This is a genomic window from Ottowia thiooxydans (assembly GCF_040548795.1).
GTDB lineage: Bacteria > Pseudomonadota > Gammaproteobacteria > Burkholderiales > Burkholderiaceae_C > Ottowia > Ottowia thiooxydans_A.
Genome location: NZ_JBEPSH010000015.1, coordinates 1 through 26,159, shown reverse-complemented (window position 1 = coordinate 26,159; position 26,159 = coordinate 1). Strand labels below are relative to the sequence as shown.

The window sequence follows — 26,159 nt, the reverse complement described above, 5'->3', positions numbered from 1 at the left end:
GACGAATGGTGCCGCGCAAGCGGCCATCTCAATGACCGCCGGTCATTGCTAACAGGCAAGCAGAAATACAGCATAAACAGGGCACAGGATGAAAACCACTAACGGACGTAACGTTGTTGTCGTTGGCACCCAATGGGGCGATGAAGGCAAAGGCAAACTGGTCGATTGGCTGACCGAGAGCGCTCAAGGCGTAGTGCGGTTCCAGGGCGGCCACAACGCTGGCCATACTCTGGTCATCAATGGTGTCAAGACGGCGCTGCACCTCATTCCTAGCGGCATCATGCGGCCTGGCGTGAAGTGTTACATCGGCAACGGCGTGGTTCTTTCTTGCGCCAAATTGCTGGAAGAGATCGAAGGCCTTGAAAAGGCGGGCGTGCAGGTGCGCGATCGCCTGCGCATCAGTGAGGCTTGCCCGCTGATCCTTCCTTTTCACGCTGTGCTTGATGTGGCACGTGAAGCTGCACGCGCCAGTGGCGGCAGTGAAAAAATTGGCACGACTGGCCGCGGCATTGGTCCCGCCTATGAAGACAAGATTGCCCGCCGCGCGCTTCGCGTTCAGGATCTGAAATACCCAGAGCGCTTCGCAACCAAGTTGCGCGAGCTGCTGGCACTGCATAACCTTGTGCTGACGACCTTCCTTGATTCCGCCAAGCTGGAATTCGGCGAAACATTGCTGCCTTATCTCAAGGATGGTGCGGTGCAGTTTGATGTCGTCTACGAAGAGGCCATGCGCCATGCCCAGCAGATCCTGCCCATGATGGCGGACGTCTCACGCGAGTTGAACGAAGCTCACCTCAATGGCGCTAACCTGTTGTTCGAAGGCGCTCAAGGTACCTTGCTTGACGTCGACCACGGTACCTACCCGTATGTCACTTCCAGCAACACGGTGGCAGGCAATGCGGCCTCAGGCTCTGGCGTGGGCCCGGGCATGCTGCACTATGTGCTGGGCATTACCAAGGCCTATTGCACCCGTGTAGGTGGCGGACCGTTCCCGACAGAACTGGACTGGGAAACCCCTGGTACACCCGGCTATCACATGAGCACGGTCGGCGCCGAAAAAGGCGTGACCACCGGCCGTAGCCGCCGCTGCGGGTGGTTCGATGCCGCCTTGCTCAAGCGCTCGGCGCAGGTCAATGGTCTGAGCGGACTGTGCATCACCAAGCTCGACGTTCTGGATGGCCTGAGTGAATTGCTGCTCTGCGTAGGCTACGAGCTAGACGGCGAAACCATCGATATCCTTCCTCTTGGTGCGGATGAGATCGCGCGCTGCAAGCCTGTCTACGAGACGATGGAAGGCTGGAGCGAAAGCACGGTTGGCGTCACTGAATACGACAAGCTGCCTATCAACGCCCGCCTTTACCTGCAGCGCATTGCGCACGCCACGGGTGTGCCGATTCATGTGGTCTCCACCAGCCCCGATCGTGATCACACGATCATGGTGCGCCATCCTTATCTCGCGGACTGATCCGCTTCAAAAACAACGAGGACTACACGATGTTGACAGAAGACGGAAAGCACCTTTACGTAAGCGCAGACGAATACCATAACCTGGTGGAAAAGCTCGCCATCAAGGTGCATCAGTCGGGCTGGAAGTTTGACACCATCTTGTGTCTGGCAAGGGGTGGCATGCGCCCTGGTGACATCCTTTCACGCATCTTTTCAGTACCGCTGGCGATCATGTCGACCAGCAGCTACCGCGCTGATGCAGGCAAGGTGCAAGGCCATCTGGATATAGCGCACTACATCACGACCCCCCACGGTCAGATTGCCGGCAAGGTTTTGCTGGTGGATGATCTTGCTGATACCGGGGTCACGCTCCAAGCCGTGGTGGATAGGCTGAGGACCAACTACGCGCCCATTACCGAACTGCGCACCGCAGTGATCTGGACGAAAGGTTGCTCCAGCTTCCAGGCCGATTATTCGGTGGAAGATCTGCCATCGAACCCCTGGATTCACCAGCCTTTTGAAATGTATGACAGCATGCCTCCAGAAAAGCTGCTGGCCAAGTGGAAGATTTGAGGCGAATCTAAGCGCTTGACATCTCACTTCCCCGAAGAGCGGGAGAGTACATTCTTCCAATGTCTGATGCCCTCATGATCGCAACCGACTCCTCGCCCCAACCACAAGCGGTGGCTGAATCACCGGGGGTGGCGGCCTACTTCATCGTGCTCAATATCGCGCCCGGTGCGCAAGCTGAAGAGGCGGTGCGATCATTCTTTGGCAATGCCGCCGGCCTGCGCCGCAGCGTGGGACAGCGCCTGCTGGGGCGAGAGCTCAGTCTGGTGGTCGGCATCGGCTCTGACGCGTGGGACAGGCTTTTTGGTGCGCCCAGGCCGGCCGCGCTTCATCCCTTCAAGGAGTTGAACGGCGAAAAGCATCGCGCACCTTCCACACCTGGCGATCTTCTTTTGCACATTCGCGCCCGCACCGAAGACATGTGCTTCGAATTGGCCACTCAGATCATGCTGGCGTTAGGCAATTCAGTGGAGCCCGTTGATGAGGTGCACGGATTTCGCTATTTCGACGCGCGGTCCATGGTCGGCTTTGTGGATGGGACAGAAAATCCCGAAGGAGCCGAAGCGATCGATGCCACCGTGATCGGCAATGAAGACCCAGGATTTGAAGGCGGTAGCTATGTCATCGTGCAAAAGTACCTGCACGACATGCAAGCCTGGAACAAGCTGTCGACCGAAGAGCAAGAGCGCGTCATAGGCCGAAGCAAGCACGACGACATTGAAATGGCTGACGATGTCAAGCCAGCCAATTCGCACATTGCGCTCAATGTGGTGGAAGACGAAGACGGCAACGAGCTTGCCATCTTGCGCTCGAATATGCCTTTTGCATCCCCTTCTCGTGGGGAGTTCGGCACTTACTTCATCGCTTATGCAAGCGATCCGGGCGTGACTGAGCTCATGCTGACCAACATGTTCATTGGCCGTCCACCGGGCAATTACGATCGGCTGCTTGATTTCAGCAGCGCTGTCACAGGTACGCTCTTTTTTGTGCCCTCACAGGCTCTGCTTGAAGAGTTGGCAGCTGGCAATCCTTTCCAAACAGGGGACACGGAGACCGCTTCGTCTGCTGTAGATGCCAGCGCACTTGCGAGCGCATCGGCCAGCGCTCCCGCCAGCGCCAAAAGCAGCGGAACCCTGTCCATTGGCTCACTCAAGGGTCAGCCTCAACTCGATTCTCTATTGACGCCTTCCAGAAACACCTGAAGGCGCTTACCTCTCTTGATCACTGCTAGGAGCTCCGCAATGAATAACCTGCACCGTGAATTGGCCCCCATTTCCGACAGCGCCTGGGCGCAGATCGAAGAAGAGGTCGCCCGTACTTTTCGCCGCAATCTCGCAGGTCGCCGTTCAGTTGACGTTGACGTGGAAGAGGCAGGAAGCAAATGCTCTGCGGTAGGCACGGGTCATATGGCTCCTCTGGCCCCCCCGCAAGAAGGCGTGATCGCCCGCCAGCGCGTGGTCAAGCCACTGGTAGAGCTGCGTGTGCCTTTTGAGCTTTCGCGAGAAGCCATCGACGATGTCGAAAGAGGTGCGGAAGACTCCGACTGGCAACCCGCCAAGGACGCGGCTGAACAACTAGCCTATGCGGAAGACCGAGCCATCTTCCTGGGCTATCAGGCTGCTGGCATTGAAGGAATTCGTGAAGGGACCTCCAATCCGGTGCTGACCCTGCCGACGGAGGCCACGGACTATCCTGATGTGATCGCCGAAGCGCTCAAGCAGCTCAAGTTGGCTGGCGTGGATGGTCCTTACATCGCCGTGCTGGGCGCTGATGTGTACACCGCAGTGCAAGAGGCCAACGATCGCGGCTACCCTGTGCTCAACCACATGCAGCGCTTGCTGGGTGGCAATGACAAACTGATCTGGGCACCAGCCATTGAAGGCGCCTACGTGCTTTCCACACGGGGTGGAGATTTCAGGCTGCACGTAGGGCGCGATCTTTCCATTGGCTACCTGAGCCACAACGAAACCAGCGTACGGCTGTATCTGGAAGAGACGCTCACTTTCCGCCTGTTGACTGCCGAAGCCGCAGTGGCCGTGTTACCGCAGGGACAATAAGGACAGCACGATGGAGCGTTCCACAGATCTGATTCATCACCCCTATAGCCCACCAGATGGTTTTGTGGCGCCCCAGCCTGGCGTCTTCAAGGCTTCTACCGTTATTTTCCCCAGCGTGGCCGCCATGCGCACGCGCGACTGGAAGAGCAAGAGTGGCTATACCTACGGTCTGCACGGTACGCCGACCTCTTTTGTGCTGGAGGCGCGGATCGCCGCTCTGGAGGGCGGTCTTCAGTGCGTCCTGGTCCCCAGCGGGCTGGCGGCCATCGCCAACGTGGCATTTGCGCTGCTCAAATCGGGCGACGAGGTTCTGATACCTGACAATGCCTATGGCCCCAACAAGGCCCTGGCCGAGGGTGAACTGGCCGCGTTCGGTATCACCCATCAGTACTATGACCCCATGAGCGTGGCAGACCTGGCTGCCCGTATCAACGGCAGAACCAAGCTGGTGTGGCTGGAGGCTGCTGGATCCGTCACCATGGAGTTCCCTGACCTGATCGAGCAGGTGCGCCTTTGCAAAGCCAGGGGAGTGATCAGTGCTTTGGACAACACCTGGGGCGCAGGTTTGGCCTTCAATGCCTTTGATCTGGACGGGCAGGGCACCGGGGTGGATATTTCAGCACACGCCCTGACCAAGTACCCCAGCGGCGGCGGTGACGTGCTGATGGGCAGCGTGACCACGCGCAACGAGGCGCTGCACCTGAAAATCAAGTTGACCCATATGCGCCTGGGCTTGGGTGTCGGAGCCAACGACGTGGAAGCCATTTTGCGTGCGCTGCCCAGTATTGGCCTGCGTTATCGTGCGCAAGACCAGGCTGGCCGCGCTCTCGCACTTTGGTGCGTGGATCAGCCGCAGTTTGCCCAGGTGCTGCATCCGGCGCTGGAGGGTTCGCCCGGAAATGCCTACTGGCAACAGGTGTGCGGCGCTGCAGACAAGGCTGACACGGGGGCTTCGGCGGGCTTGTTCAGCGTCATGGTCGACCAACGCTACTCATCCCAACAAGTGGACAAGTTCTGCGACTCACTGAAGCTATTCAAACTGGGTTTCAGCTGGGGGGGCCCCATCAGCCTCGTCATGCCATACGAGGTAGAGCAGATGAGAGGAACCAGGCCTGCTCATCTCACGGCCGGTACGCTGGTCCGGTTTTCTGTAGGTCTGGAAAATGTGGCAGACCTGCGTTCTGATCTGACGCAGGCGCTGACGTCTGCGTTACCCGGGTAGGGCCCAGGTTTCCTAGGCTTAAGCGTACTTGGAGATGTCAGCAGGGTCAGGCGTGTGCCGCTCCATCTCAGTCAGACTGGCGTCAAAGGGTAGGTTGATCTTGGCATCGACTGCTGGCTGTTCGTCCGAAATGATGGCGTATTTGATGTCATGATCCAGTAAAGCTGCTTGACTTGCGGCACTGGCATCGTTGGTGTGGCGAGCATAGAAGGTTTTGACATCATCGCCTTTTTGCAAGTCAAACACGGTCCCGCTTTGCCCGCAAATGATGAAAAACTGACTTTTGCCATCAGTATGGATATGAATCATGTTCATCGCGTGTGAATATCTGGAGCCTACCCCTGTTACAGGCACAGATATGAGGGCGCGCTGACCGGGTTTGATAAGAGACTTCAGCCGGCTTAAATAGTCCCGATCCTGTCTGTTGTCCTCATTTGAATTTACCTGGCTGGAAATAGCGCCGGTAATAGCATCAAAAGAACCAGGCCTTCCGCTATTGACTTGAACGAGCCCTCGGAAGTCGGTGGGGCTTTTGGGTGTTGAGTAAATTTGAGAAAGCGTTTCTTCAACTGCGTAAGAGCAGTTGACACAGTTCAGCACAAACCCATTTTCCCAGAGCGGAGTCAAAGATTTCTTCTCAATGCAATCTCGCAGCGCCTGAACGAAGTTTTCCCAGATGAAGGCAAGCTTGCTTGGGTTGGTGTTCTTGGCGATAAATCGAAGAAATTCTGCAGGCTTTTCGGTCGGCTCATTCGCACTTATTCTTTCCTGAAGGCTGACCTGAATATGCGTCGCTGCCTCTTTCAATGATTTTTTAGCGAACAGGCTTGGATGGTCTTCAGTGCTGGTTGCCTCATTGAATAAATCTTCATCTTCACCGTCAGATGAGAATGAAGAAGACGGCACTACAGAATAAAAATACTCGGAAGAATGGAGCGAGAAAAATTCATCAAACGCCTCGCATGAATGAAACGACTCAATTCCCTCTTCGCTGTTGTCCTCAGATTGCTGTGAGTCCTGTCTTCTCAACGCACCCTCCGCGTTGTCGTCTTCAACCCGCACTTCGTTGGCCAGCCGAATGGAATAAGCGCCTGAACTGGATAACTTCGAATCGATCATTTTTTCTGTCCACTGATTGCAGACGGCCGTGTTGAATTAATGGCTTCTTTGGACTTTAGTGGGAAACCGAAGCCAATGGTTCCATCAGAACCGTGCCGACGCTACTGACCTGCTTAGTAGGGTTGATGCCCTCTACCAAAAGCGATTCTCAGCAGATACCCTCCAAGCTTAGGTTTTCCTCTTGTGGCACATGACCGAACCATCTTCAGCTTCGACCTCTCGGCCTGCTGAGGCACTGCCTGCCGGCCTTGATGGCGGCTATGTCCCGTATGTCCCACCGCCCTCTGCGGTGCCGAGCGCAGTGATGACCCCTCTTGGGCTGGGCGACCCGCTGCGCTGGCTGGCCCGGGGCTTCAAGGATTTCATCGCTGCGCCCGGCATAGGGGTTTTTTACGGAATCTGCTTTTGGGCCATGGCTGCAGTGTTGTCACTGGTATTTCGCAGACAGCCTGAATATGTGATGTCTATTGCCTCGGGCTGTCTGCTGATAGGGCCCTTTCTCGCGATGGGGCTGTATGAAGTCAGTCGCCGCAGAGAGCAAGCCATTGCGACAGATTTTTCGGCCTCGCTGACCTGCTGGGACCGTCACATCCGAAGTATGGCCATGCTGGTGTTGGTGCTCATCGTGCTGGAGTTGCTGTGGGGCAGGGCATCGCTGGTGGTCTTTGCGGTGTTTTTCAATACTGGGATGCCCTCTACCACGGGGGTCCTACAAGCAATTTTTAACCCTGACAATATGGAGTTTGTGCTGGTCTACCTGACTGTGGGCGGCATTTTTGCGCTGCTGGTGTATTCGACGGCCGTCGTGTCCATTCCAATGATTCTTGACCGCGATACAGATGCCATTTCGGCGGCCATTACCAGCATCCGGGTGGTTTTTGCCAATCCCGTCACCATGCTGTGGTGGGGCTTGCTCATAGTGCTTCTGGTTACTCTGGCCTTGATTCCGTGGGGATTGGGACTGATCATCGCAGGGCCGCTTCTGGGTCATGCCAGTTGGCACGCTTACCGCGGCTCGGTGCGCTGGCAGGAGAGCACTTTGGAGCCTGCTGCCAAGGTGGTACAGTGAAGACTCAATTCAAGGATAAGAACATTGGCAACCCCAAACTACGGCTTCGAAAAGCGCCAAAGAGAACTTGCGAAAAAGCGCAAGAAAGAGGACAAACTCAAGGCCAAGGCTGAGCGCAAGCCTGGGCAGGGAGATGACGACCACACAGATGGTGACGCCGACAATGCCGCGCCAGGTGAGTCCGGCGGAGAAGGCTCAGGAAGCGATTAGGAAAATGAAACCGGGGTTGAGGGGCTTTGGCCCTCATAGGCTGGACGTGCCATTTGTCCGTGCCGGCCAGCACTGTCAACCAACGGCGCTGAGATCGCGTTTTCGCTGCATGCATATGCGTTCATGCTGAACCCTGGGCTCATTTTATGAAGAAATTCTCATTAGTTTTTTTTGCTGCTACCCTTTTGGCAGGGGCTGCATTGGCCCAAGGCCCAGCTAAGGCTCCTGTACCTGCGCCAGCCACCACGACTGCGCCGGTTGCGCCCGGCCCGGCCATGACTGCCTCGGTGGTTCCGCCTGCCGCCGCCGCCCCCGCCCCCGCGGGTAAGGCAGCTTCCGTGAAAGCCGTCTGCAAGGACGGAACGAAATTCGAAGGCAATACTCTGCAAGGCGCCTGCAGCGGACACGGCGGGGTCGATAACAAAGATTCAAAAACCGCGACCAAATCTCCCCGGAGCCGAGCTGGTCAGGTCTGGGTCAATGCAGACAGCAAGATCTATCACTGCAAAGGCGACAAGTTTTTTGGCAAGACCAAAACCGGCGAGTACATGACCAAGGAAGAAGCCAATGCCAAGGGCTTCCAGGCTTCAAAAAGCAGCAAGAACTGCAGCGCTTAGCTCGTCCATAGGATCAATGCGCTGGCCCTGCCCATCGCGTGAGATCAAAGAACCAGGCTGTATGCCTGGTTTTTTTATGCCTTGTGGTGATCGGCAGGCACAACAGGTCTTATCCGGGTTTGACTTCTGCGCCTGGTTCGCCCTGTTCAACGCGTCCAACGTTGTCCGTTTTTTCAGCTTTTTCAGCCGCAAGAATCTCTACGCATTTCAGTGCCAGTGTCTCTTTGTTCCAGTTGAGAGTGGCTACCACGCTGGCAGTGCCAAACTGACTGAAAAGGCGCTGAGTGGAACTGGCGTACCCCGGGTCATAGTGCTTGGAGAGCAGTTCCCGAACCACCGGCTCGTACTGTCCGGCCCGAACCAGTGCCTTCCAGGCTTCTATGACGGCCCTGCCACGCAATTCGATCAAGGCATCCAGGCGACTGCAAAACAACTCGGGGTCAGACACAAAGAATGGGTAATCTTCCAGCAGCAGAGCTACCCGAGATTCTTCAGGCAGATCCAGGCGAAGGCAGGGGCTGTTGCGCACCGCGTCGACCAAGCTGTCTTGCAGCGTGACGTTGCCAACTCGTTTGCTTTCTGCCTCTACATAGACCGGCCTGGACGTATCAAAGCCGCGCAGTGCCTCCCATATCAGCGTGTCAAAGCGTTTTTGCGATGGTTGGGGTTGGCCTGGGATCAGGCCCAGCACAGAAGCGCGGTGCCGTGCCAGTCCTTCCAGGTCAAGCACCTGAGCACCCGCGTGGGCCAATGCGTGAAGCAGTCGGGTTTTGCCAGAGCCTGTGGGTCCGCAGACGACACGGTAGTCGAGGCGCGAAGCCAAATTGGACAAGTCTTCCAGCATGGCGGCGCGAAAGGCCTTGTAGCCGCCCTCGATAACATGCGCGTGAAACCCGATTTGCCCGAGTACCAAAGCCAGTGAACTGCTTCGTTGCCCGCCGCGCCAGCAGTAGATCAGAGGTCTCCAGTTTTTGGGCTTGTCCAGGACTTCACGCTCGATATGCTGGCCTATGTTTTTCGCCACCAGCGCCGCACCGAGCTTCTTGGCTTCAAATGGGCTGACTTGTTTGTAGAGCGTTCCTACGCGCACGCGTTCGTCGTCGTGCAGGCTGGGCCAGTTGGCAGCGCCGGGAAGGCGGTCGAGTTCGAACTCGCTTTCGCTTCGTGCGTCGATGACGCTGAATTGGGCGAGTTGCTCCAGGGCGTCCTGCGCCGAAATACGCGTCACGCTCACTTGATCAGGGGCCTCAGCGTGGGCAGGATATTGGCGAGTATGGTCGGGTGGGCGGCAGCGGAAGGGTGGATGCGGTCCGCCTGAAAAAGCTTCAGCGCGTCTTTCTGGTCGGCGACGCCTTTGAGCATGAAGGGCACCAGCGCCGTCTTCTGAGCCTTGGCCACTTTCTCGAACAGCGTGGAAAAACGGTTGCCGTAATCAGCACCGTAGTTGGGAGGCATCTGCATACCCACCAGCAGCACTTTGGCCCCGGCTTGCTGGGCTGCTTGCGTCATGTGGGTGAGGTTGTCCTCGGTCATGGACAAAGGCAGGCCGCGCAAGGCGTCGTTGCTGCCCAGTTCAATGACCACCACGTCAGGCTGATGGGTCTTCAGAAGGGCTGCCAGGCGAGATCGACCGCCGGAGGTGGTGTCGCCGGATATGCTGGCGTTGACGATCTTGGTGGGATTTTTCTCTTCCTGGAGCTTTTTCTCCAGCAGCGCGACCCAGCCGGTGCCGCGTGCCAAACCATACTCTGCGCTGAGCGAGTCTCCCACTACCAGCAGCACAGGCGGCCGGGCAGGCGAGGCGGCCAAAGCCCCGATAGGAAGGCTTGCCAGAGAGAAACGTATAAAGTGTCGTCGATACAAAGCTGAAACTCTCCAATGACAAATACAACGCCCGGCACTTCGCCAGACGCCTCCCGCCCCGCCATCATCGCCGTGGAGCATGTCTTCAAATCTGTCACGGACTCCACTGGCACACTCGACATTTTGCGCGATATCCACTTTGATCTGCATCAGGGTGAAACAGTGGCCATTGTGGGCGCATCAGGATCAGGCAAGAGTACGCTGCTTTCCATCATCGCCGGACTCGATACACCTACGCGGGGTACCGTGCGTCTGGATGGCGAAGATCTGTTTGCGGGTAGTGAAGACCAAAGGGCCGCGCTGCGGGCACGCAAGATCGGGTTTGTGTTTCAGAGTTTTCAGCTTTTGGGCAACCTGACTGCACTTGAGAATGTGATGCTGCCGCTGGAATTGGCGGGTCGCAAGGATGCGCGCCGTGCTGCGACCGATATGCTGGCTCGTGTGGGCCTGGCCGAGCGCCTCAATCGCTACCCCAAGGTGCTTTCGGGCGGTGAACAGCAGCGTGTAGCGCTGGCTCGTGCATTCGTGGTGCGTCCTTCAGTGCTGTTGGCCGACGAGCCCACCGGAAGCCTGGATTTCGCAACAGGCGAAACCATCATGAATCTCATGTTTGACCTGAACCGCGAGCAGGGAACGACGCTCGTGCTGGTCACGCACGATCGAGGCATTGCTGATCTATGTTCCCGGCGCTTGACCGTGGAGGCCGGAAGGATCTTGTCCCCCCATTGAAGAGCCTGCCTTCAGATTCTCGATAAGCCGCCGAACCAAGGCGCTGTGCCTGGGAATTCGGCGCGGCCAGAAAAGGCAGACATCGTAATGCGGCAGGCCTTCATCGACCGACAAGGCGACGATGGCCTGTTGCGTACTTTGCGCCACCAGGCGCGGGTGAGATACAACGCCAAGCAGATCGCTACCCGCAACGATTTGGACCAGCATGGCGTAATCTGTGCATTGCACCGCAATTTGCGGCTGTGGCCAGTGCCTGACCCTGAACGCTTCTTCCACCACGTTGCCAGGCGTACCCGATTGACCTGCCACCACCCACTGCGCCCGGCTGATCTCGCGCAGGGAGGTGGCCGCAGCCAGCGGGTGCCCCTGGCGGCAATAGATGAGAGGCTGGCTGACATACATCAGGTGATCGCACAGCATGTCGTCATGGATGCCGCGCGGGCGAGGCGCAATGACCAGATCAAGCTCGCCAAGCTTCAAAGTATTCAGCATCTCCGGCGCTGAACCGGTCACGATAGACATGCGCGGGCCAGAACCTGTTGAGCCTGACCGAGCCAGCACGTTGACCATGCCGGGACCATAAAGCAGGCCCGCCGCAGGGGCCAGGCCTACGCGAACAACCCGGTCGTCGCTTGGCGAACGAGTGCGCGCGGGGTCTGAGAATACGGGCCGCAAGTGATCTTCGGCCATTCCCATTGCTTGTGAAAGTTCCAGGGCCTTCGCTGTTGGAATCTGCCGGCGGCCGTGCCGCTCAAAGAGCGGCAGGCCGAGCTGATTTTCCAGGCGCCGCATGGCTTGAGAAACGGCGGGTTGGCTCACCCCGGCAAGGCGTGCCGCTGCCGTGAATCCGCCAGATTCCACCACATATCGCAAGAGCTCCAGATTTCTCCAATCCATAACTTGAGATTATCTGTTAATGAGCGCGTCTATTGCTGAGCCTGCCGGGAACCTGAAAAATGGCCAGGAGCGTGAAGAACAACGCAGACAGAACACCCATCCCAAGGAGACCCGCGTGAACCCACAGTACCGTCGCCACTTTCTCGCCATGTTGGGCGCAGGTCTTTGCGTCTCGGTTCCGGGCCTGGCCCTGGCTCAGGAATTTCCTCACAAGCCGCTTCGCATGCTGGTGGGATTCGCTCCGGGAGGCCCGACCGATATCCTGGCGCGTATCGTGGCGACCGCACTGTCGAAGGCCCTTGGGCAAAGCGTATTGGTCGACAACCGACCGGGCGCTGCTGGTGCATTGGCTGCTCAGACGCTCGCAAAATCCGAGGCAGATGGCTATACGGTGATGTTCGCGGGAGATGGCCAGCTCACGCTGCTGCCCCAGTTGTCTGCCAATGCGGGGTACAGGACTCTGCGTGATTTCGCGACCATTCGCACGGTCGCTGGGCAATCGAATGTCCTGCTGGTGAACAAATCAACCGGCATGAACGACCTGCAGGCCCTCGTTCGGCAGGCCAAGGCGCGGCCCGGCAAGATCAGCTTCGGTTCGGCCGGCAATGGTACGCCTTCGCATCTGGTGGGTGCCTTGCTCGAGAACGCTGCCGGCATCGAGTTGCTGCACGTGCCTTACCGGGGTGCGGGGCCCGCGATGGCAGACTTTATCGGCGGGCGGCTGGACCTGATGTTCGTCGGCATGCCGGTGGCTGTGCAACATGCTCAGAATGACAAGTTCGCCCTGGTGGCCGTCACAGGCGCGAAGCGCTCGAGCCGATTGCCTGCGGTACCCACTTTCACTGAACTGGGCATGAAGGGGCTGGGTGAGGAAACCGACGTTTGGTGGGCGCTCGCCGCGCCTGTTGCCACACCTGCGGGCATTCAGGGACGCCTTGACGCTGCTCTGCGCACAGCGATGGAAGATCCCATGGTCAAGCAGGCTTTCGCGACTCAAGGTGTCGATCGCCTGGATCGCGACGCTGCCTCCACAGCGCGGCGAATTGAAGGTGACCAGGCGCGTTGGTCGGAATTGATCAAGGCCGGCAAAGTGAGCAACGAATGAGCTCGAATTCTCCCGTGCGTCAACCGAATTTCCTCATCTTTCTGACCGACCAGCACCGTGCAGACCATCTGGGCTGCTATGGAAACGATGTGGTGCGTACCCCGCACATTGATGCGCTGGCGCAGCGCGGAACGCGTTTCGATCGTTTTTATGTGAGCAATCCGGTCTGTATGCCCAACCGCGGCGCCATGATGACCGGGCGCATGCCTTCGGTCACCGGCGCGCGCGGCAATGGCGTGCCCTTGCCGCTGGAGAGTGTGACTTTCGCTGATGTGTTGTCGGAGTTCGGCTACCACACAGCGCTCATAGGCAAGAGTCATCTTCAGAACATGGAAGACAGGCCGCCAGCATTGCCGCCCCAAGCCCAGGCGACGACCCGTCAAAGCAGGCAATACGGCGAAGCGCGCCGCGTCGACCTGCATGCACCTGCCTATCGGCAGGAATTGCGCTCCAGTTGGGAGCGTCCAGATCATCAGCTGACTTTGCCGTACTACGGCTTTCAGGACGTGGTTCTGTGCAACCACCATGCTGACGAGTGCTTTGGTGACTATCTGCGTTGGCTGCAGAAATGCCACCCTGAGGTGGCTGGCCGCATTGGCCGTGAGCACGGCAGGCGCGATCCAGAATTCGTCGCACCACAGGCGTGGCACACGCAGCTGGATGAATTCCAATACCCGACCCACTACATAGCCGAGCAAAGCATGGATTGGCTGACCCGGCACACCACGGAGCGGCCAGGTCAACCGTTTGCGCTGATGTGTTCTTTTCCGGATCCGCACCATCCATGGACACCACCCGGGCGCTATTGGGATATGTACGACCCGGACGCCATGGCATTGCCACCTACGGCCATTCGGGCTGATGGAGCTGAGCGCCACGTGCAGTGGTTGCAGCGTGAGCGCGCCGATGGGCGTGCTCAGCTGGAAACGCCCCGCATGTTCGCCGCACAAGCGCGCGAAATTCAGGAGATCATCGCGCTCACATACGGCATGATCAGCAACATCGACGATCGCATCGGCATGGTCATGGCGCGCTTGCGTGAGCTGGACCTGGAGCGCGACACCGTGGTCATTTTCACGTCCGACCACGGCGATCTCATGGGTGATCACGGGATCATGCTCAAGGGGCCACTTCACTACCAGGGTCTGGTGCGTGTCCCTTTTATCTGGGCGGACCCTGAAGGCAGCGCAGGCGCCCGGGATGATCTGGGCAGCAGCATGGACTTGGGCCCCTCGATCTTGCGCCGGGCCAACATTGGCTCGCCCAGCGGTGCGCAAGGTTGTCCCTTGTTTGATGAGCAGGGTGGGGCCTTGGTTTCCGGCAGGAGCGGCGTACTCATAGAAGAGAGCCAGCAGAGGGCGTATGTGGGGTTCGAGACGCCGGTGCAGGTGCGCACCCTGGTCACTGACCGTTATCGCCTGAGTCTCTATCATGAGGGCGACTGGGGAGAGCTGTACGACCTGCAGGAAGACCCGCAAGAATGCCGCAACCTATGGGACGATGAAGGCAGTCAAGGCTTGCGGCAATCACTGATGGAAGAGCTGGCCCGCACACTGATGCGCCATATGGACATGTCCCCCAAGCCTACCAGTCTGGCCTGACTCCGCTCACCCGCGAGCGCCAGGGCTCAATATACTAGGGAGCGCAATCCCACATGAAAACCGCTACTGCGCAACGCCGGTCATGCATTGCGTAGTATTGACTTAAAACCCATCAAAGCTATCGCCATGAATCCATCCAGCCCCCAGGCGGGAGGGCGTTGCCCCGTCGACCACAGTGCCATGACCGGCCAGATCGCGCCCAACGGGTGCCCGGTGAGTGCAGGCGCGGCGGCATTCGATCCGTTCGAAGATGCCTACATGCAGTCGCCGTCTGACTATGTGCGTTGGGCGCGCGAGCAAGAGCCGGTGTTCTGGAGCCCTCAACTGGGCTACTGGGTGGTTACCCGCTACGAAGACGTGAAGGCGGTCTTTCGCGACAACCTGCTGTTTTCACCCTCCGTGGCGCTGGAAAAGATCACGCCAGCGACGCCGGAGGTCATGCAAGTGCTGCAGGGGTACGGTTTTGCCATGAACCGGACCATGGTCAACGAAGACGAGCCCGACCACATGGCGCGCCGCCGCCTGTTGATGGATGCCTTTCTACCTGCGAGGCTGGCCACCTTTGAACCTATGGTGCGCTCGTTGGCACGGCAGTACATGGACCGCTTCATCGACAATGGCCGCGCGGACCTGGTCGCTGAAATGTTCTATGAGATTCCGCTCAATGTCGCGCTCAAGTTCCTGGGCGTACCAGATGACGGCGCCGAGCAATTGCGCGAGTTCGCCGTGGCCCATACGCTCAATACCTGGGGGCGGCCTACTGCGCAGGAACAGATTCAAATCGCGCACGACGTCGGGCGCTTTTGGGAAACCGCGCAAGAGATTCTCGACAACATGCGTGCCCAGCCCGACGGGGAGGGCTGGATGTACGAGACCATACGCCAGCATCTGGAGCACCCCGATGTGGTGCCCGAGTCGTACATGCGTTCCATGATGATGGCTATCCTGGCCGCCGCTCACGAGACCACGTCCAATGCGACAGCCAACGCGTTCCATACTCTGCTGAGCCACCGCTCTGCCTGGGAAGCACTCTGCGAAAACCCGGCGCTCATACCCAATGCCGTGGAAGAGTGCCTGCGTGTGGGCGGCTCCATCATCGCCTGGCGCCGCCTGGCCACCGATGATGCAGTGGTCGGTGGAGTGGCCATACCCAAAGGCAGCAGGATTTTGCTGCTGCAGGCATCGGCCAATTTCGATCCTTCCCACTTCGAGAACCCCGAAGAGGTTGACGTGTATCGCGAGAGCGCGGTCGAGCACATGAGCTTCGGGTATGGCGCACATCAGTGCATGGGCAAGAATATTGCCCGCATGCAGATGCGCGTGTTCATAGAGGAATTCACGCGCCGCCTGCCGCACCTGAAGTTGGTGCCTGAGCAGTCATTCAGCTACCTTTCGAACACATCGTTCCGAGGTCCCTCTGCGCTGTTCGCCGAATGGGACCCGGCGCGCAACCCTGAACGGCTGAACCCGAAGTTGCGTGAAGCGCCTGGGGGCTTCTATGTGGGCCCGCCCCCCAAAGATGCGATTACCCGAACCGTGGTTGTGCGAGAAAAGCATGCGGAGGGCGATGGTCTTTGCCGCATCGTGGTTGCTGACGCCCAAGGCGCTGCGCTACCTGCCTGGACAGCCGGAGCCCACCTTGATTTGATCGCTGGGGGATTTCGGCGCAAGTACTCGGTCTGCGGCCTGGCAACGGATCGCTCTTCGTTGCAGGTCGTGGTTCAGAGAGAGGCCGATGGCCGAGGTGGATCACGCCACTTCTGTGACACGCTGGCGGTGGGCGACTTGCTCCAACTGGCTGGCCCCAAGAACATGTTCAAGCTGGACGAATCCGCCGAGCGGTTCATCCTGGTGGCCGGAGGTATTGGCATCACGCCCATCATGGCCATGGCAGACCGGCTGAAGTCCCTGGGCAAAAGCTATTCGATCCACTACGCAGGCCGTTCCCGTGAGCAGATGGCAATGCTGAGCCGTCTTGAGCGAGACCATGCATCCGCATTGCACCTGTACCTGAAGTCGCAAGGGCAACGTTTGTCGCTGACCGATGCTTTGGGTGAAGTGGATGCGCGCACTCGTGTCTACGCGTGTGGACCTGATCGTTTGATCGACGAGCTGGAGCGCCTCAGCGAAGGCTGGCCGGCAGGCGTGCTTCACTTCGAGCATTTCCATGCCGAGAGTCAGGTCCTTGATCCTTCACGCGAACACGCGTTCGTGGTGCATCTCAAAGACTCGGACATGGACGTTGAAGTCCCCGCAGATCGCACCTTGCTGCAAGCCTTGCAGTCCGTCGGTGTCGATGTGCCCTGCGATTGCGGCGAAGGCTTGTGCGGCACCTGCGAAGTTGCTGTGCTCGAAGGCGAGGTAGATCACCGGGACAAGGTGCTCACCAGGGCGGAACGCGCCACCAACGCCCGCATGCTGGCATGCTGCTCCAGGGCCGCAGGTGGGAGGCTGGTGGTCGCGCTCTAGGAGCGTGCGCTGCTGACATTCGGACCGTTCTTTGGCCCCAACCTGGGCATGAACCGATAATCGCGTCATGTCCACCCCAAAAGTATTATTCGGCTTCCATGCCGTTGGCGTCCGCCTGAAGACGGCACCCACCTCCGTGATCGAGGTCTATGCAGACCCCACGCGCCGGGATGCACGTATGAAGCAGTTCCTGGCTCGAGCAGGTGAAGCCGGCGTCCGAATCATTGAGGCCGACGGCGTACGCCTGGCCAAACTGGCCGGCAGCCACGGCCACCAGGGAGTTGCCGCCCGCGTTCATCAGTTGGAGCAGGCGCATTCCCTGGATGACCTGCTGGATGCCTTGACCGCCCCCCCGCTCTTGCTGGTGCTCGATGGCGTCACAGATCCTCATAATCTCGGCGCCTGCCTGCGCGTGGCTGACGGGGCGGGCGCGCATGCCGTGATCGCACCCAAGGACCATGCAGCCGGTATCAACGCAACGGTGGCCAAGGTGGCCAGTGGTGCTGCTGAAACGGTGCCGTATTTCATGGTGACCAATCTGGCGCGTACCCTGGGCGAGCTGAAAGAGCGCAGCATCTGGATCACAGGTACCGCCGGAGACGCAGACAAGACGCTTTATCAGGTGGATCTGGCCGGCCCCACGGCGCTGGTGCTGGGCGCCGAAGGCCCCGGCATGCGCCAGCTGACGCGCAAGACCTGCGATCAGTTGGTCAGCATTCCCATGATGGGAGCGGTGGAAAGCCTGAATGTCTCTGTCGCCAGCGGCGTCTGCCTTTACGAGGCACGTCGGCAAAGAGGGGTTTGATCATGTTCGGCTCTCCGATACCCATCTTCAGAATGTTCGATGAAGCGGCCGCTCTGGCCTTCTATGTTGATTTTCTGGAATTCAAGGTGGATTGGGAACACCGGTTCGAGCCTGGCTTGCCTCTGTATATGCAGCTCTCCAAGGGGGTTTGCCTGGTGCACCTGTCAGGGCACCACGGTGACGCAACGCCCGGTGGCCAGATCCGCATTCCGTGCGACGACCTGCATGCCTACCAACAGGCGCTTTTGGCCAAGAACTATAAGCACGCGCGTCCAGGAGTACAGAAACAGCCTTGGGGTCTGGATATGTCGATAGGCGACCCATTCGGCAATCGCCTGACATTCACGCAGCCGGAAGCTTGAGCCCAGGCTGCGAGCAGCATGGTTTCCTCCTGAGACCGCCGAGTGTTCGATCAGCACGACAGCGCTGGCGGATACGCCGAAATGCCGAGCAGGAGCTCGGCGGTCCCAGCGAACAGCCGCTTCGCCTGATTCCTTGGTACCTGTCGGGGTGCAGGAGTGGTCGAGAAAGTCTGCTGGTCTAAGACTCTCCCTCCTGGGACCGCCGAGCTCCCGCTCGGCAGTGCAGCGCCTGCAGAGACGCCGTACGTCAAGTTGAAGCTCGAAGGTCCCAAGTAAGCGCTGGCCAAGGGTCCCTTAAAGGAAGCGCTCAGGAATTCGGTCCTGGAACGGGAACATCTGGAAGTACGGCTTGGCCTCGCTCAGCACCCGGGCGACAGAAGGGCGGCTCATCAGTCGGTCGAAATACCTGTGGAGGTGCTGCTCCTCGGGGCCAAAGGCCTGCAGCGTACTCGCATAAAACAATGCAGGCGCGGCGGCGCAGTCAGCCAGCGAAAAATTCTCACCACAGACCCATGTGGACCCACTCGCCAGTTGGGAATTGATCACCCCGTAGACGCTCGCCAAGGCGTCGTACTTCGATTGCATGTCGCCCTGTCGATTGAAAATGCGGTCAGCCACAATAGCCTGCAGGTGATCCTGCACATGCAGGTCGAACACACGGTCCCATTGGCGTACCACCAACGCATCGACTGGCGAAGGTGGCAGTAAGCTGGCCGCCCCCGGATAGTGAAGATCGGCATGCTCGATGATGATGCTCGACTCGGGCACCGTCTGATTCCGATGGCCATCGCGCAGAACCGGAAACTTTCGCATGGGCCAGAGCGTTTGCAGCTCCTCAGCCTCTGCCGAATCGCCTAGATTGATCAGGCGCTTCTCGAACGGTACGTTCAGTTCGTAGAGTCCGACCAAAGCCTTCTGGCAATAGGAGGACAGCGGGTGATAGTAGAGAGTCAGGGACATGATGCCTGCCGTTCACTGCATCGAATGCAAGCCGATCATGTTGCCTTCTGTGTCTGACACCAGTGCGCATTGGCCATATTGGCCGATGGAGAATTTGGCCCGGTGAATCTGCCCACCTGCAGCCTCTACACGGCTTTGCTCAGCGGCGCAATCTTCGCATCCAAAATAAACCAAGGTGCCACCCCCGCCGGAGGCAACGCCCTTCATCTGAACCAGCATGCCCCCGGCGCCAGTGGCTTCCATGCTCATCGGAAAGGCCATCATGGTGGCGCCATCCGAAGCGCCCGCGTTCTCTGGGGCCGGCAATGATTCCAGAGTGCACTGAAAGACGGTTTCGTAGAACTTGCGTGCACGGGTCATATCCTGCACGTAGATCTCAAACCAGACGATGGGATTGGGTTTCATGGAAGGCTCCTAAATGTCGAGAAAGTGTTGATGATCTGAGAAATAGCCAAGGTGGCAGGCGCAGGCGTGGCAGCGGATTCAAGCGCGCTTTTCCACGAAGCGGGCAAAGCTTTCCAAGATGGCTTGCCACCCTTGCCGTTGGTGCTCTGGGGGGTACACGTTCTCAGCGTCGAAGGTCTCACGCACAGTCACCGCATCAGTACCGGCAATGAATTCGACCTGCACTTCCCGCCCATCTGCCATGGAGTACTCAATGAAGCGCTGGGGTTCGACGCGGGTGTAAGTCCCCTCAAAATCAAAACCCATACTGCCATCACGCGCTTCCATGCGCGAAGCGAATTTCCCGCCCTCGCGCAAGTCAACACTGGCCCGCGGCGTATACCAATCAGGCGAAGGCGTATTCCACTGCTCCACAGCCCGCGGATCATTCCAATCCGCCCAGACCTTCTCAATAGGCGCTTTAACGTTCGTCTCAACAGTAATTTTCATAGTCACTCTCCTTGAATAAATCCATGTACTTAAAGGGCTCCAGATTCGCTCCAGAAGAATCCCTGAATATCGTCCCAGCCGCTTACCCTTAACCTGTCGGGCCTGCCGCGTCCAGCTTCCTTCCGGAGGCGGGGAAAGGCAAGCCAGCAGCGCTATCACTCCGCGACACAAGGTTTCGCCAACTTAGGATGTGCCTTTCAGGGGGCTGCGGAGCAAGCCATGCGGAGTGGCCGCGGAGCTGGCTCCGCCAGGCCGCTGGCTGCGTCCCCCTTGGGGGGAAGGCGCGCAGCGCCTCAGGGGGGGGTAACATTCACCATCCAGGGGGTACCAAACCGGTCAATCACCATGCCAAAGCCCGGTGACCAAAAGGTCTCCTGAAAGGGCATGGACGATTGCCCGCCCTGCGCCAGGGCATCAAAAACGCGGCGACCTTCTTCGACACTTTCCATGCCAATGGATACCCACAAGCCCTGCGGCTTCGCATAGCCGCCGGAGCAGACATCCGCGTCCGGCATGCTGTCAGAGCCCATGAGCGTCTGCTGACCCACGTTCAAGGATATGTGCATGATGCGATCGCGATGTTCCGGTGCGATGGGCGGGCCATCCGGAATCTCACCAAAGGTGCTTTGGTGCACGACGGTGCCTTTGAACAGGTCTTTATAGAAGGCAAAGGCATCGGCACAGTTGCCGTCGAAATTCAAGTAAGGTGTAAATTGCATGATGGTTCTCCTGTGGTATGTATTGACTCAAACCAGCCAGGGCTGAGGCCACCCAAGTCTGGGTGAGTGACTTCAAGATCCTGCCGGTGCTTTAACGCCCTTCAACGCCCTTCAAATGCGGCTTGCAAAGGTTCAATCTCAAGCTTTTTCATCTTCATCATGGCGGCCATGTAGCGCTCCACTGCCGCGCGGTCTGTGGATGTGATCATCTCCTCATAGCCTGAGGGCGTGATCTGCCAGGAAAGGCCATATTTGTCCTTCAGCCATCCGCACACTTGAGCCGCAGGGTCACCGCCTTCTGACAGGGCGTTCCAGTAATGATCAATTTCTTCTTGCGTGTCACACAGCACGATCAGCGAAACCGCCTCAGTGAATTTGAAGATCGGCCCACCGTTGAGCGCGAGAAAAGACAGGCCGTCCAGTTCAAAGGACACACTCATCACACTGCCCGGCTTCTGGCCGTGCTCTTCTTTTCCGGCCTCCGGGTAGTAGGCGATGGCGCCCAGCTTGGACTTCCTGAAAACATCAACGTAAAAACGGGCGGCCTCTTCGGCCTTCTGGTCGAACCAGAGGCATGGCTGAATGCGCGTAGCAACAGAACTCATGAATGTTCTCCTTGACCTTTAGAAGGTCATTAAGGTAATGTGGACGATGTACACATATCTTGCTGCATAAAATGGACGCTGTCCACATATAAACCACATGACTAACGAGGATTCTCAAGCGGCGCTCCCACGCAGTACCTACAGACATGGGGATTTGCGCCGTGCCTTGCTGGATGCCGGTCTCGCCCTGGCACGCGAAGGAGGGCCAGAGGCGATCGTCTTGCGTGAAGCTACGCGGCGTGCCAAGGTAGTCCCGAATGCGGCTTATCGCCATTTCGCGGGTCATAGCGAACTGTTTGACGCAGTTCGTGCCGCGGCCCTCGGCGCGTTAGCGCAAGCCATTGAGATAGAGTGGTCGAAAGCCGATGCCATCACCGACCCCGCCGAGCGCGCACGCGCGCAGCTATCTGCCGTCGGGGCTGGCTACATGGACTTCGCGCAGGAAGAGACAGGCTTGTTTCGTACGGCTTTTGCGCCCAGGCAGCGACCGGGGGCCGTGGAGAGCGATCCTGCACGCACTGGCAGCAGGGGCCTGGGGCCCTTCGGCTTGCTCAATGCCGCACTGGACGCCATGGTGCAAGCGGGGGTGTTGCCCGTGGAGCGCAGGCCGGGAGCGGAATATCTGGCCTGGTCAGCGGTGCATGGCATGGCACTGCTGACCATTGATGGTCCGTTGCGTGCCGCATCCCCTGAGGCGCGCAAAGTCCTCGGTAAGCGGTTGCTGCAGATGGTGGAGCAGGGGCTTTAGGCGAGACTTTAAGGTTACTCGCTCAAGTAGCGCTACACAGAATCAAGGTGGATGAAACGCTACCGCTAAGCTTGCCTCCTGCACTCTCATACCCGGCCGGCAGGGTAAGCTGCCCGGCCAACTGGAAGGCGACGCTGATAGACAAGGTGGTGCGGAACGCAATAGTTGCTCCTGCAGGAAGGCTTGAGGTCAAGGTGACCAGGCGCGATGTTCCGGACAATATAGATACCGATGCGGTTCCACCGCTGACGCTGAACACCCCGATATTTGCTACGCCCGAACCTGTGATCGTGATTTGCGTTCCCACCGGGATAGGATGAGTTGGACTTGCTGTAAGCGTGAAGCCCGGACCCAGGACCCCCAATATTCCGCAGGATCCATAGAGATTCATTTCCCCTAGATCAGTGATCGGCGGGAGTGTGGGATTGACCGTGATCGATACGGTCGCGCTTGAACCGCCATTGATCAGATAGGTGAATGAATCTGGGCCGCTGTAACCTGCGTTGGGCTGATAGGTCAGCCCTGTGCCTCCGCCAGTAATGGCGACGGTTCCATTCGCAGGCTGGGTGACAGACAAGATGGTCATAGCGTCGCCTTCCACGTCCGAGTCATTGGCAAGCACATTGATCGCGGTCGCACCCGAATCTTGCTCCACTGTCGCGGCGTCGTTGTTGGCAACGGGGCTGTCGTCCACACACTGAACACGGACGCTGACGGTAGCGGAGCTGCCGCCCGGTTGGATGGTGTAGGTGAACGTATCTGGCGTTCCACCTGGTTGAGAGTTGCAGTAATTTGCCGCTGGCGCGTAAATGAGATTCTGCGCAACTTGGAGTACCGTTCCGTTGGCCGGTTGCGTGAATGAAAGTAGGCTTGCCGCTGTTCCTGCGTCGATATCTGTATCGTTGGCCAATACGTTAATGGTGACTGGGAAATCTTCGGTCGTTGTTGCTTGGTCAGCAATTGCAACGGGGAGGTCGTCCACCGGTTGAACGGTGATGGTGAATGTCTGAGGGGCACTCGTGTCGATGCCACCGTTGGCGACGCCGCCACTATCCTGGAGCACAACAGTTACTATGGCCGATCCATATGCATTGGGCGCGGACTGGAATGTCAGAGTACCGGTCGAATCGACGGAAGGTGGCGTTGAAAACAGACCAGAGTTGTTGTTGCTCACAGTGAATGACAACGTCTGGGTGTTCTGGTCGTTGTCAGTGAGGTTGCTCGCCCAGCCCGGTAGGCTTACGGGTCCGGCATCTTCCAAAACCGTGGGGTCAGCACCCTTGGTGAACGAAGGCGCGTGATTGACCTTAATAAGGTTTATGGCGAAGAGAGCACTTGCATCAAGAGGCGGCACGCCATTGTCTGCAACGGAAATGGTGAGTGACACGCTGGTGGTGGTTTGAAAGTTCAGCGCGCTTGCATTCACAAGTCTGATGACTCCAGTCAACGGGTCAATCGAAAATGCGCCACCTGAATTACCGCTTGTGATCGAATAGGTAAGCGTTTGACCTGCGTCCGGATCACTCGCGAGTGCAGTACCAACTTCTGTTCCGTTGGCACTGTTCTCTGCCACAGAAAAAGTACCAGCAGCCAGCGTTGGCGCTTGGTTAACTGCTTCCAGGTCTTGAATGTCAAAACGCAAATGCAACTGTGACGCATCTGTAGCGGCATAAACAGAAACAATGTCTATGTTCGCTCGTCCGTCACTTGAGTCACCAATGGGGTCCGTTGTCACAGGTGAGTGACCGTTCCAATCGGTTACGTGCCCATCTGCAAGGAACGCGGCCCACGAACCACCTGCAACGGAGACCATTAAAACTAAAACCAATGTGGACGAAGCTCCGGGATATTTCCGTACCAGCCATAACATGGCGCCTGTCAGCAGAATGACCGCTAGCCAGCCCGTCGCTGGTACCGCAAACACTGCGCCAGTTGCAACATCCACGGCGCTGGGCAGTCGTATGAACCCTTGCGCAAGGTCGGAACCGCCCGTGCTGTTGCCAGAAACGAAAAATGCGGGCACATCGCGCCCAACCTTGAGTCCATCAAGTGAGGACGAGAACTCAACGGTATCTGAGCCGCCGTCACCCTGACTAAGCCCCACGGGATAGCTGGCGGGCATGACTTCAGGTGCTCCGAACACACCTTCGGTGCACTCGGCTCGAGCTACTGACACTACTTGCGGGGGATCTCCGTCTACGGTCGCAGTGATACTGACTTCTACCCCTGAGACCGTGCCTGATGCGGTCGAGACAGTACAGCCTGTAGAAGCGTTTGAATCAATGTCCAGATAGGCACTATGCGTCGTAGTCTGAGCAAACACTTGCGATGCGAACAATACTGTCGCCGCAAATATCAGTGGTATTGGGGACCTCATCTGCAAACTTCCTCCAGCAATGCGTTTTGCTTATTTTTACATTATTTTCAACTCCGTGTTATTTTTTTTTGTTTTCTATGGTTCTCATTGAATTCGATTCAAGAATTCGCCAAGTGTTGAGCTGCTGTGCATGGGGCACGCTTGAAGTTGCTCTCAGATTCGGCCAATGGCTTGACCGTCCTGTTTCTTTTCACTGAGATCTTTTGCAGAAGGCAAATGAACTGATACCACTAAAGCTCAAATAAGGCCCAGAACACCCAGGAGAGCGCCGGCGCCAATCAGCCACAACAGGTGAAGCCGTGTGCGCCAGACGATGACCGTGACCGCCAAGGTCAGCACCCAAAGAGGCCAGTCCCGCGCAGGTTGGTTGTTGGCGGAACTCAAGACCCAACCGGTGGTGATCAGCAACGCGATCACGATAGGCGCCATGCCTGTTTTAAACGCTCGCACTGCACGCAACTCGCGGTTCTTGTGTGCCCAGCGTGTGGCGGCGTACGTCAGCACACCAGAAGGCAGCAAGATGCCCGACATGGCAACCATCATGCCCAGCAGCGCCAGGCCGTAAGAGGGCCAGCCGTTGCCCGCTCCCCCGCCGACGTTCATGCCTACATTCCAACCCATCAAGCCCACAAAAAGCACGTTGGGTCCAGGAGCCGCTTGAGCAATAGCAATGGACGAGGTGAACTGGTCTTCAGTCAGCCAATGGCGTGTATCCACCAGATAGCGGTGCATATCGGGCGCCGTGGTGATGGCTCCTCCCACTGCCATAAGTGAGAGCGACAGAAAGTGCACGAAAAGGGACCACCAATCGGCGCCAGTGAAGCTAATGGTCATAGTTTTGGGGTGTGGCCAGAGTCAGCGTCGGTGAGGGCGGCCGTTGTAGCGGCGATCGACGGGGCAGGTGGGGAGTCGGGCGGGTTGCCCAAGCGGTACCAGGCCCAGGCGCAGCTGGCGCCCCCAATAGTCAACAAGACCCATGCCAGGGGCCAGCGCATCAAGCCAGAAGCGATGAAGGTGACGATCACTACCGCCACGCACACAGGAACACCCATGGGACTTTTGCCAAGCGCACTGGCCAGTTTGATGCCTGTGGCGATGATCAGCCCGGCAGCGACGGCACCCATTCCCCGCAGCGCGCGCTGCGCCATTTCATTGTCTGCCACTGTGGCAAACAGAACCGCCAATGCCAGGACCACGAAAGTCGGAAAGAGAAGCAAGCCGACAAGCGCCACGAGTGCTCCCGACAGGCCGAAGTGGCGGTCGCCCACCATCATGCCCAGATTGATCACGTTGGGGCCGGGCATGACCTGGGCGACGGCCCAGTCTTCGAGGAACTGCTCACGCGTGAGCCAGCGCTTTTTTTCAACCAGCTCGCGCTGCACCACTGCCAGAACCCCACCGAAGCCTTGCAATGCGAGCCACGTAAACGACCAAAAAAGGTCAGTGCGAGAGCTTGGTGCATTGAGAGTCTCTGCTGTCTCGGTTGTTTTTGTGGCGATCGGCGGCATGCACTATTATCTGTCGGGCTAGGGCGTGTCATCAATTAAACCCCCCACGCGCTGATTCGCCCTGAGGATGGATACGCGAAGGCAGGCGCAGGCCGTAGTGAACTACGGCCTGGGCTGCCGACAAAGTAGACGCCGCAGGGCGAGCCAGCCCGAAGGGTTGCCAAGCCAGGGGGCGCCATGCGTTGTTGTGGCTCGCTTGTGTACAGT

27 protein-coding genes are annotated in these 26,159 nt (G+C 58.3%); 15 read left to right on the top strand and 12 right to left on the bottom strand.

The window, feature by feature from the left end; translation table 11 throughout:
- Positions 1–88 precede the first annotated feature (88 nt).
- The 5 genes from ABIE13_RS26080 to ABIE13_RS26060 all read left to right on the top strand — a co-directional run bounded on the left by ABIE13_RS26080 (position 89) and on the right by ABIE13_RS26060 (position 5,295).
- A complete protein-coding gene (locus tag ABIE13_RS26080) occupies positions 89–1,465 on the top strand; it encodes an adenylosuccinate synthase (protein ID WP_354448975.1) in 1,377 nt (458 codons plus the stop codon).
- 29 nt (positions 1,466–1,494) lie between these two features.
- Complete coding sequence (locus tag ABIE13_RS26075) at positions 1,495–2,019, top strand: phosphoribosyltransferase (protein ID WP_354448974.1); 525 nt, start codon at positions 1,495–1,497, stop codon at positions 2,017–2,019.
- Between the two features lie 74 nt (positions 2,020–2,093).
- Positions 2,094–3,218, top strand: coding sequence for a Dyp-type peroxidase (locus tag ABIE13_RS26070; RefSeq protein ID WP_354448973.1), 1,125 nt, complete (start codon positions 2,094–2,096; stop codon positions 3,216–3,218).
- Positions 3,219–3,257: 39 nt separating this feature from the next.
- A complete protein-coding gene (locus ABIE13_RS26065; protein ID WP_354448972.1) occupies positions 3,258–4,073 on the top strand; it encodes a family 1 encapsulin nanocompartment shell protein in 816 nt (271 codons plus the stop codon).
- Between the two features lie 10 nt (positions 4,074–4,083).
- Positions 4,084–5,295: a PLP-dependent transferase gene (locus tag ABIE13_RS26060; protein WP_354448970.1), complete on the top strand. Its 1,212-nt coding sequence runs from the start codon at positions 4,084–4,086 to the stop codon at positions 5,293–5,295.
- Positions 5,296–5,313: 18 nt separating this feature from the next.
- On the opposite strand, the gene ABIE13_RS26055 is transcribed toward ABIE13_RS26060, so the two are convergent.
- A complete protein-coding gene (locus tag ABIE13_RS26055) occupies positions 5,314–6,414 on the bottom strand; it encodes a hypothetical protein (RefSeq protein WP_354448968.1) in 1,101 nt (366 codons plus the stop codon).
- A 190-nt stretch (positions 6,415–6,604) separates the two neighbouring features.
- Here ABIE13_RS26055 and ABIE13_RS26050 point away from each other — a divergent pair, with 190 nt between their 5' ends.
- From ABIE13_RS26050 to ABIE13_RS26040, 3 genes are all read left to right on the top strand, one after another.
- Complete coding sequence (locus tag ABIE13_RS26050) at positions 6,605–7,483, top strand: DUF2189 domain-containing protein (protein ID WP_436278489.1); 879 nt, start codon at positions 6,605–6,607, stop codon at positions 7,481–7,483.
- A gap of 24 nt (positions 7,484–7,507) precedes the next feature.
- Positions 7,508–7,693 carry a hypothetical protein gene (locus ABIE13_RS26045; RefSeq protein ID WP_354448966.1) on the top strand — a complete coding sequence of 62 codons (186 nt, stop codon included), beginning with the start codon at positions 7,508–7,510 and terminating at the stop codon, positions 7,691–7,693.
- A 146-nt stretch (positions 7,694–7,839) separates the two neighbouring features.
- On the top strand, positions 7,840–8,310 hold the full coding sequence (locus tag ABIE13_RS26040) for a hypothetical protein (RefSeq protein ID WP_354448964.1): 471 nt from the start codon (positions 7,840–7,842) through the stop codon (positions 8,308–8,310).
- Positions 8,311–8,419: 109 nt separating this feature from the next.
- Here ABIE13_RS26040 and mnmH read toward each other — a convergent pair whose 3' ends face one another.
- Positions 8,420–9,544 (bottom strand): tRNA 2-selenouridine(34) synthase MnmH, encoded by a 1,125-nt coding sequence (gene mnmH / locus ABIE13_RS26035; RefSeq protein ID WP_354448963.1) that lies wholly within the window; start codon positions 9,542–9,544, stop codon positions 8,420–8,422.
- Positions 9,541–10,173, bottom strand: coding sequence for an arylesterase (locus ABIE13_RS26030; protein WP_436278488.1), 633 nt, complete (start codon positions 10,171–10,173; stop codon positions 9,541–9,543). Before ABIE13_RS26030 ends, mnmH begins: the two co-directional genes overlap by 4 nt.
- Positions 10,174–10,188: 15 nt before the next feature.
- Here ABIE13_RS26030 and ABIE13_RS26025 point away from each other — a divergent pair, with 15 nt between their 5' ends.
- A complete protein-coding gene (locus tag ABIE13_RS26025) occupies positions 10,189–10,902 on the top strand; it encodes an ABC transporter ATP-binding protein (protein ID WP_354448961.1) in 714 nt (237 codons plus the stop codon).
- On the opposite strand, the gene ABIE13_RS26020 is transcribed toward ABIE13_RS26025, so the two are convergent.
- The gene (locus ABIE13_RS26020; protein ID WP_354448959.1) at positions 10,849–11,799 is read right to left on the bottom strand and encodes a LysR family transcriptional regulator; all 951 of its coding nucleotides are present in this window, start codon (positions 11,797–11,799) and stop codon (positions 10,849–10,851) included. The genes ABIE13_RS26025 and ABIE13_RS26020 overlap by 54 nt on opposite strands.
- Positions 11,800–11,818: 19 nt before the next feature.
- Here ABIE13_RS26020 and ABIE13_RS26015 point away from each other — a divergent pair, with 19 nt between their 5' ends.
- The 5 genes from ABIE13_RS26015 (at position 11,819) to ABIE13_RS25995 (ending at position 18,141) form a co-directional block, all read left to right on the top strand.
- Positions 11,819–12,904 carry a Bug family tripartite tricarboxylate transporter substrate binding protein gene (locus ABIE13_RS26015; RefSeq protein ID WP_354448958.1) on the top strand — a complete coding sequence of 362 codons (1,086 nt, stop codon included), beginning with the start codon at positions 11,819–11,821 and terminating at the stop codon, positions 12,902–12,904.
- Positions 12,901–14,505, top strand: a complete 1,605-nt coding sequence (locus ABIE13_RS26010; RefSeq protein ID WP_354448956.1) for a sulfatase family protein — start codon at positions 12,901–12,903, stop codon at positions 14,503–14,505. Before ABIE13_RS26015 ends, ABIE13_RS26010 begins: the two co-directional genes overlap by 4 nt.
- A gap of 126 nt (positions 14,506–14,631) precedes the next feature.
- On the top strand, positions 14,632–16,974 hold the full coding sequence (locus ABIE13_RS26005) for a cytochrome P450/oxidoreductase (protein ID WP_354448954.1): 2,343 nt from the start codon (positions 14,632–14,634) through the stop codon (positions 16,972–16,974).
- Positions 16,975–17,041: 67 nt separating this feature from the next.
- Entirely contained in the window at positions 17,042–17,779 is a 738-nt protein-coding gene (gene rlmB, locus ABIE13_RS26000; RefSeq protein WP_354448952.1) for a 23S rRNA (guanosine(2251)-2'-O)-methyltransferase RlmB, read from the top strand.
- Between the two features lie 2 nt (positions 17,780–17,781).
- Positions 17,782–18,141: a glyoxalase superfamily protein gene (locus ABIE13_RS25995; RefSeq protein ID WP_354448950.1), complete on the top strand. Its 360-nt coding sequence runs from the start codon at positions 17,782–17,784 to the stop codon at positions 18,139–18,141.
- A gap of 294 nt (positions 18,142–18,435) precedes the next feature.
- Here ABIE13_RS25995 and ABIE13_RS25990 read toward each other — a convergent pair whose 3' ends face one another.
- The 5 genes from ABIE13_RS25990 to ABIE13_RS25970 form a co-directional block, all read right to left on the bottom strand.
- Positions 18,436–19,101: a glutathione S-transferase family protein gene (locus tag ABIE13_RS25990; protein ID WP_354448949.1), complete on the bottom strand. Its 666-nt coding sequence runs from the start codon at positions 19,099–19,101 to the stop codon at positions 18,436–18,438.
- A 12-nt stretch (positions 19,102–19,113) separates the two neighbouring features.
- The gene (locus ABIE13_RS25985; protein ID WP_354448948.1) at positions 19,114–19,506 is read right to left on the bottom strand and encodes a VOC family protein; all 393 of its coding nucleotides are present in this window, start codon (positions 19,504–19,506) and stop codon (positions 19,114–19,116) included.
- Positions 19,507–19,584: 78 nt separating this feature from the next.
- Positions 19,585–19,995, bottom strand: a complete 411-nt coding sequence (locus ABIE13_RS25980; RefSeq protein WP_354448947.1) for an SRPBCC domain-containing protein — start codon at positions 19,993–19,995, stop codon at positions 19,585–19,587.
- A gap of 293 nt (positions 19,996–20,288) precedes the next feature.
- Positions 20,289–20,714: a VOC family protein gene (locus ABIE13_RS25975; RefSeq protein WP_354448946.1), complete on the bottom strand. Its 426-nt coding sequence runs from the start codon at positions 20,712–20,714 to the stop codon at positions 20,289–20,291.
- Positions 20,715–20,815: 101 nt separating this feature from the next.
- A complete protein-coding gene (locus ABIE13_RS25970) occupies positions 20,816–21,319 on the bottom strand; it encodes a VOC family protein (RefSeq protein ID WP_354448944.1) in 504 nt (167 codons plus the stop codon).
- Between the two features lie 97 nt (positions 21,320–21,416).
- Here ABIE13_RS25970 and ABIE13_RS25965 point away from each other — a divergent pair, with 97 nt between their 5' ends.
- A complete protein-coding gene (locus tag ABIE13_RS25965; RefSeq protein ID WP_354448942.1) occupies positions 21,417–22,067 on the top strand; it encodes a TetR-like C-terminal domain-containing protein in 651 nt (216 codons plus the stop codon).
- Positions 22,068–22,089: 22 nt separating this feature from the next.
- Here the strand turns inward: ABIE13_RS25965 and ABIE13_RS25960 are convergent, their stop codons facing one another.
- From ABIE13_RS25960 to ABIE13_RS25950, 3 genes are all read right to left on the bottom strand, one after another.
- Entirely contained in the window at positions 22,090–24,444 is a 2,355-nt protein-coding gene (locus tag ABIE13_RS25960; protein WP_354448940.1) for an Ig-like domain-containing protein, read from the bottom strand.
- A gap of 237 nt (positions 24,445–24,681) precedes the next feature.
- Entirely contained in the window at positions 24,682–25,278 is a 597-nt protein-coding gene (locus tag ABIE13_RS25955; RefSeq protein ID WP_354448938.1) for a chromate transporter, read from the bottom strand.
- Positions 25,275–25,952: a chromate transporter gene (locus ABIE13_RS25950; RefSeq protein WP_354448936.1), complete on the bottom strand. Its 678-nt coding sequence runs from the start codon at positions 25,950–25,952 to the stop codon at positions 25,275–25,277. Before ABIE13_RS25950 ends, ABIE13_RS25955 begins: the two co-directional genes overlap by 4 nt.
- Between the last annotated feature and the right edge of the window lie 207 nt (positions 25,953–26,159).

Coding starts and splice junctions, on each gene's coding strand:
- ABIE13_RS26070 (WP_354448973.1), top strand. CDS start 2,094: ATGATCGCAACCGACTCCTCGCCCCAACCACAAGCGGTGGCTGAATCA.
- ABIE13_RS26010 (WP_354448956.1), top strand. CDS start 12,901: ATGAGCTCGAATTCTCCCGTGCGTCAACCGAATTTCCTCATCTTTCTG.
- ABIE13_RS25965 (WP_354448942.1), top strand. CDS start 21,417: ATGACTAACGAGGATTCTCAAGCGGCGCTCCCACGCAGTACCTACAGA.
- ABIE13_RS26055 (WP_354448968.1), bottom strand. CDS start 6,414: ATGATCGATTCGAAGTTATCCAGTTCAGGCGCTTATTCCATTCGGCTG.
- ABIE13_RS25995 (WP_354448950.1), top strand. CDS start 17,782: ATGTTCGGCTCTCCGATACCCATCTTCAGAATGTTCGATGAAGCGGCC.
- ABIE13_RS26040 (WP_354448964.1), top strand. CDS start 7,840: ATGAAGAAATTCTCATTAGTTTTTTTTGCTGCTACCCTTTTGGCAGGG.
- ABIE13_RS25980 (WP_354448947.1), bottom strand. CDS start 19,995: ATGAAAATTACTGTTGAGACGAACGTTAAAGCGCCTATTGAGAAGGTC.
- ABIE13_RS26015 (WP_354448958.1), top strand. CDS start 11,819: ATGAGCGCGTCTATTGCTGAGCCTGCCGGGAACCTGAAAAATGGCCAG.
- ABIE13_RS25990 (WP_354448949.1), bottom strand. CDS start 19,101: ATGTCCCTGACTCTCTACTATCACCCGCTGTCCTCCTATTGCCAGAAG.
- ABIE13_RS25970 (WP_354448944.1), bottom strand. CDS start 21,319: ATGAGTTCTGTTGCTACGCGCATTCAGCCATGCCTCTGGTTCGACCAG.
- ABIE13_RS26060 (WP_354448970.1), top strand. CDS start 4,084: ATGGAGCGTTCCACAGATCTGATTCATCACCCCTATAGCCCACCAGAT.
- ABIE13_RS25950 (WP_354448936.1), bottom strand. CDS start 25,952: ATGCCGCCGATCGCCACAAAAACAACCGAGACAGCAGAGACTCTCAAT.
- ABIE13_RS26050 (WP_436278489.1), top strand. CDS start 6,605: ATGACCGAACCATCTTCAGCTTCGACCTCTCGGCCTGCTGAGGCACTG.
- ABIE13_RS26075 (WP_354448974.1), top strand. CDS start 1,495: ATGTTGACAGAAGACGGAAAGCACCTTTACGTAAGCGCAGACGAATAC.
- ABIE13_RS26005 (WP_354448954.1), top strand. CDS start 14,632: ATGAATCCATCCAGCCCCCAGGCGGGAGGGCGTTGCCCCGTCGACCAC.
- ABIE13_RS25955 (WP_354448938.1), bottom strand. CDS start 25,278: ATGACCATTAGCTTCACTGGCGCCGATTGGTGGTCCCTTTTCGTGCAC.
- ABIE13_RS26025 (WP_354448961.1), top strand. CDS start 10,189: ATGACAAATACAACGCCCGGCACTTCGCCAGACGCCTCCCGCCCCGCC.
- ABIE13_RS26080 (WP_354448975.1), top strand. CDS start 89: ATGAAAACCACTAACGGACGTAACGTTGTTGTCGTTGGCACCCAATGG.
- ABIE13_RS25975 (WP_354448946.1), bottom strand. CDS start 20,714: ATGCAATTTACACCTTACTTGAATTTCGACGGCAACTGTGCCGATGCC.
- ABIE13_RS26065 (WP_354448972.1), top strand. CDS start 3,258: ATGAATAACCTGCACCGTGAATTGGCCCCCATTTCCGACAGCGCCTGG.
- rlmB (WP_354448952.1), top strand. CDS start 17,042: ATGTCCACCCCAAAAGTATTATTCGGCTTCCATGCCGTTGGCGTCCGC.
- ABIE13_RS25985 (WP_354448948.1), bottom strand. CDS start 19,506: ATGAAACCCAATCCCATCGTCTGGTTTGAGATCTACGTGCAGGATATG.
- ABIE13_RS25960 (WP_354448940.1), bottom strand. CDS start 24,444: ATGAGGTCCCCAATACCACTGATATTTGCGGCGACAGTATTGTTCGCA.
- ABIE13_RS26020 (WP_354448959.1), bottom strand. CDS start 11,799: ATGGATTGGAGAAATCTGGAGCTCTTGCGATATGTGGTGGAATCTGGC.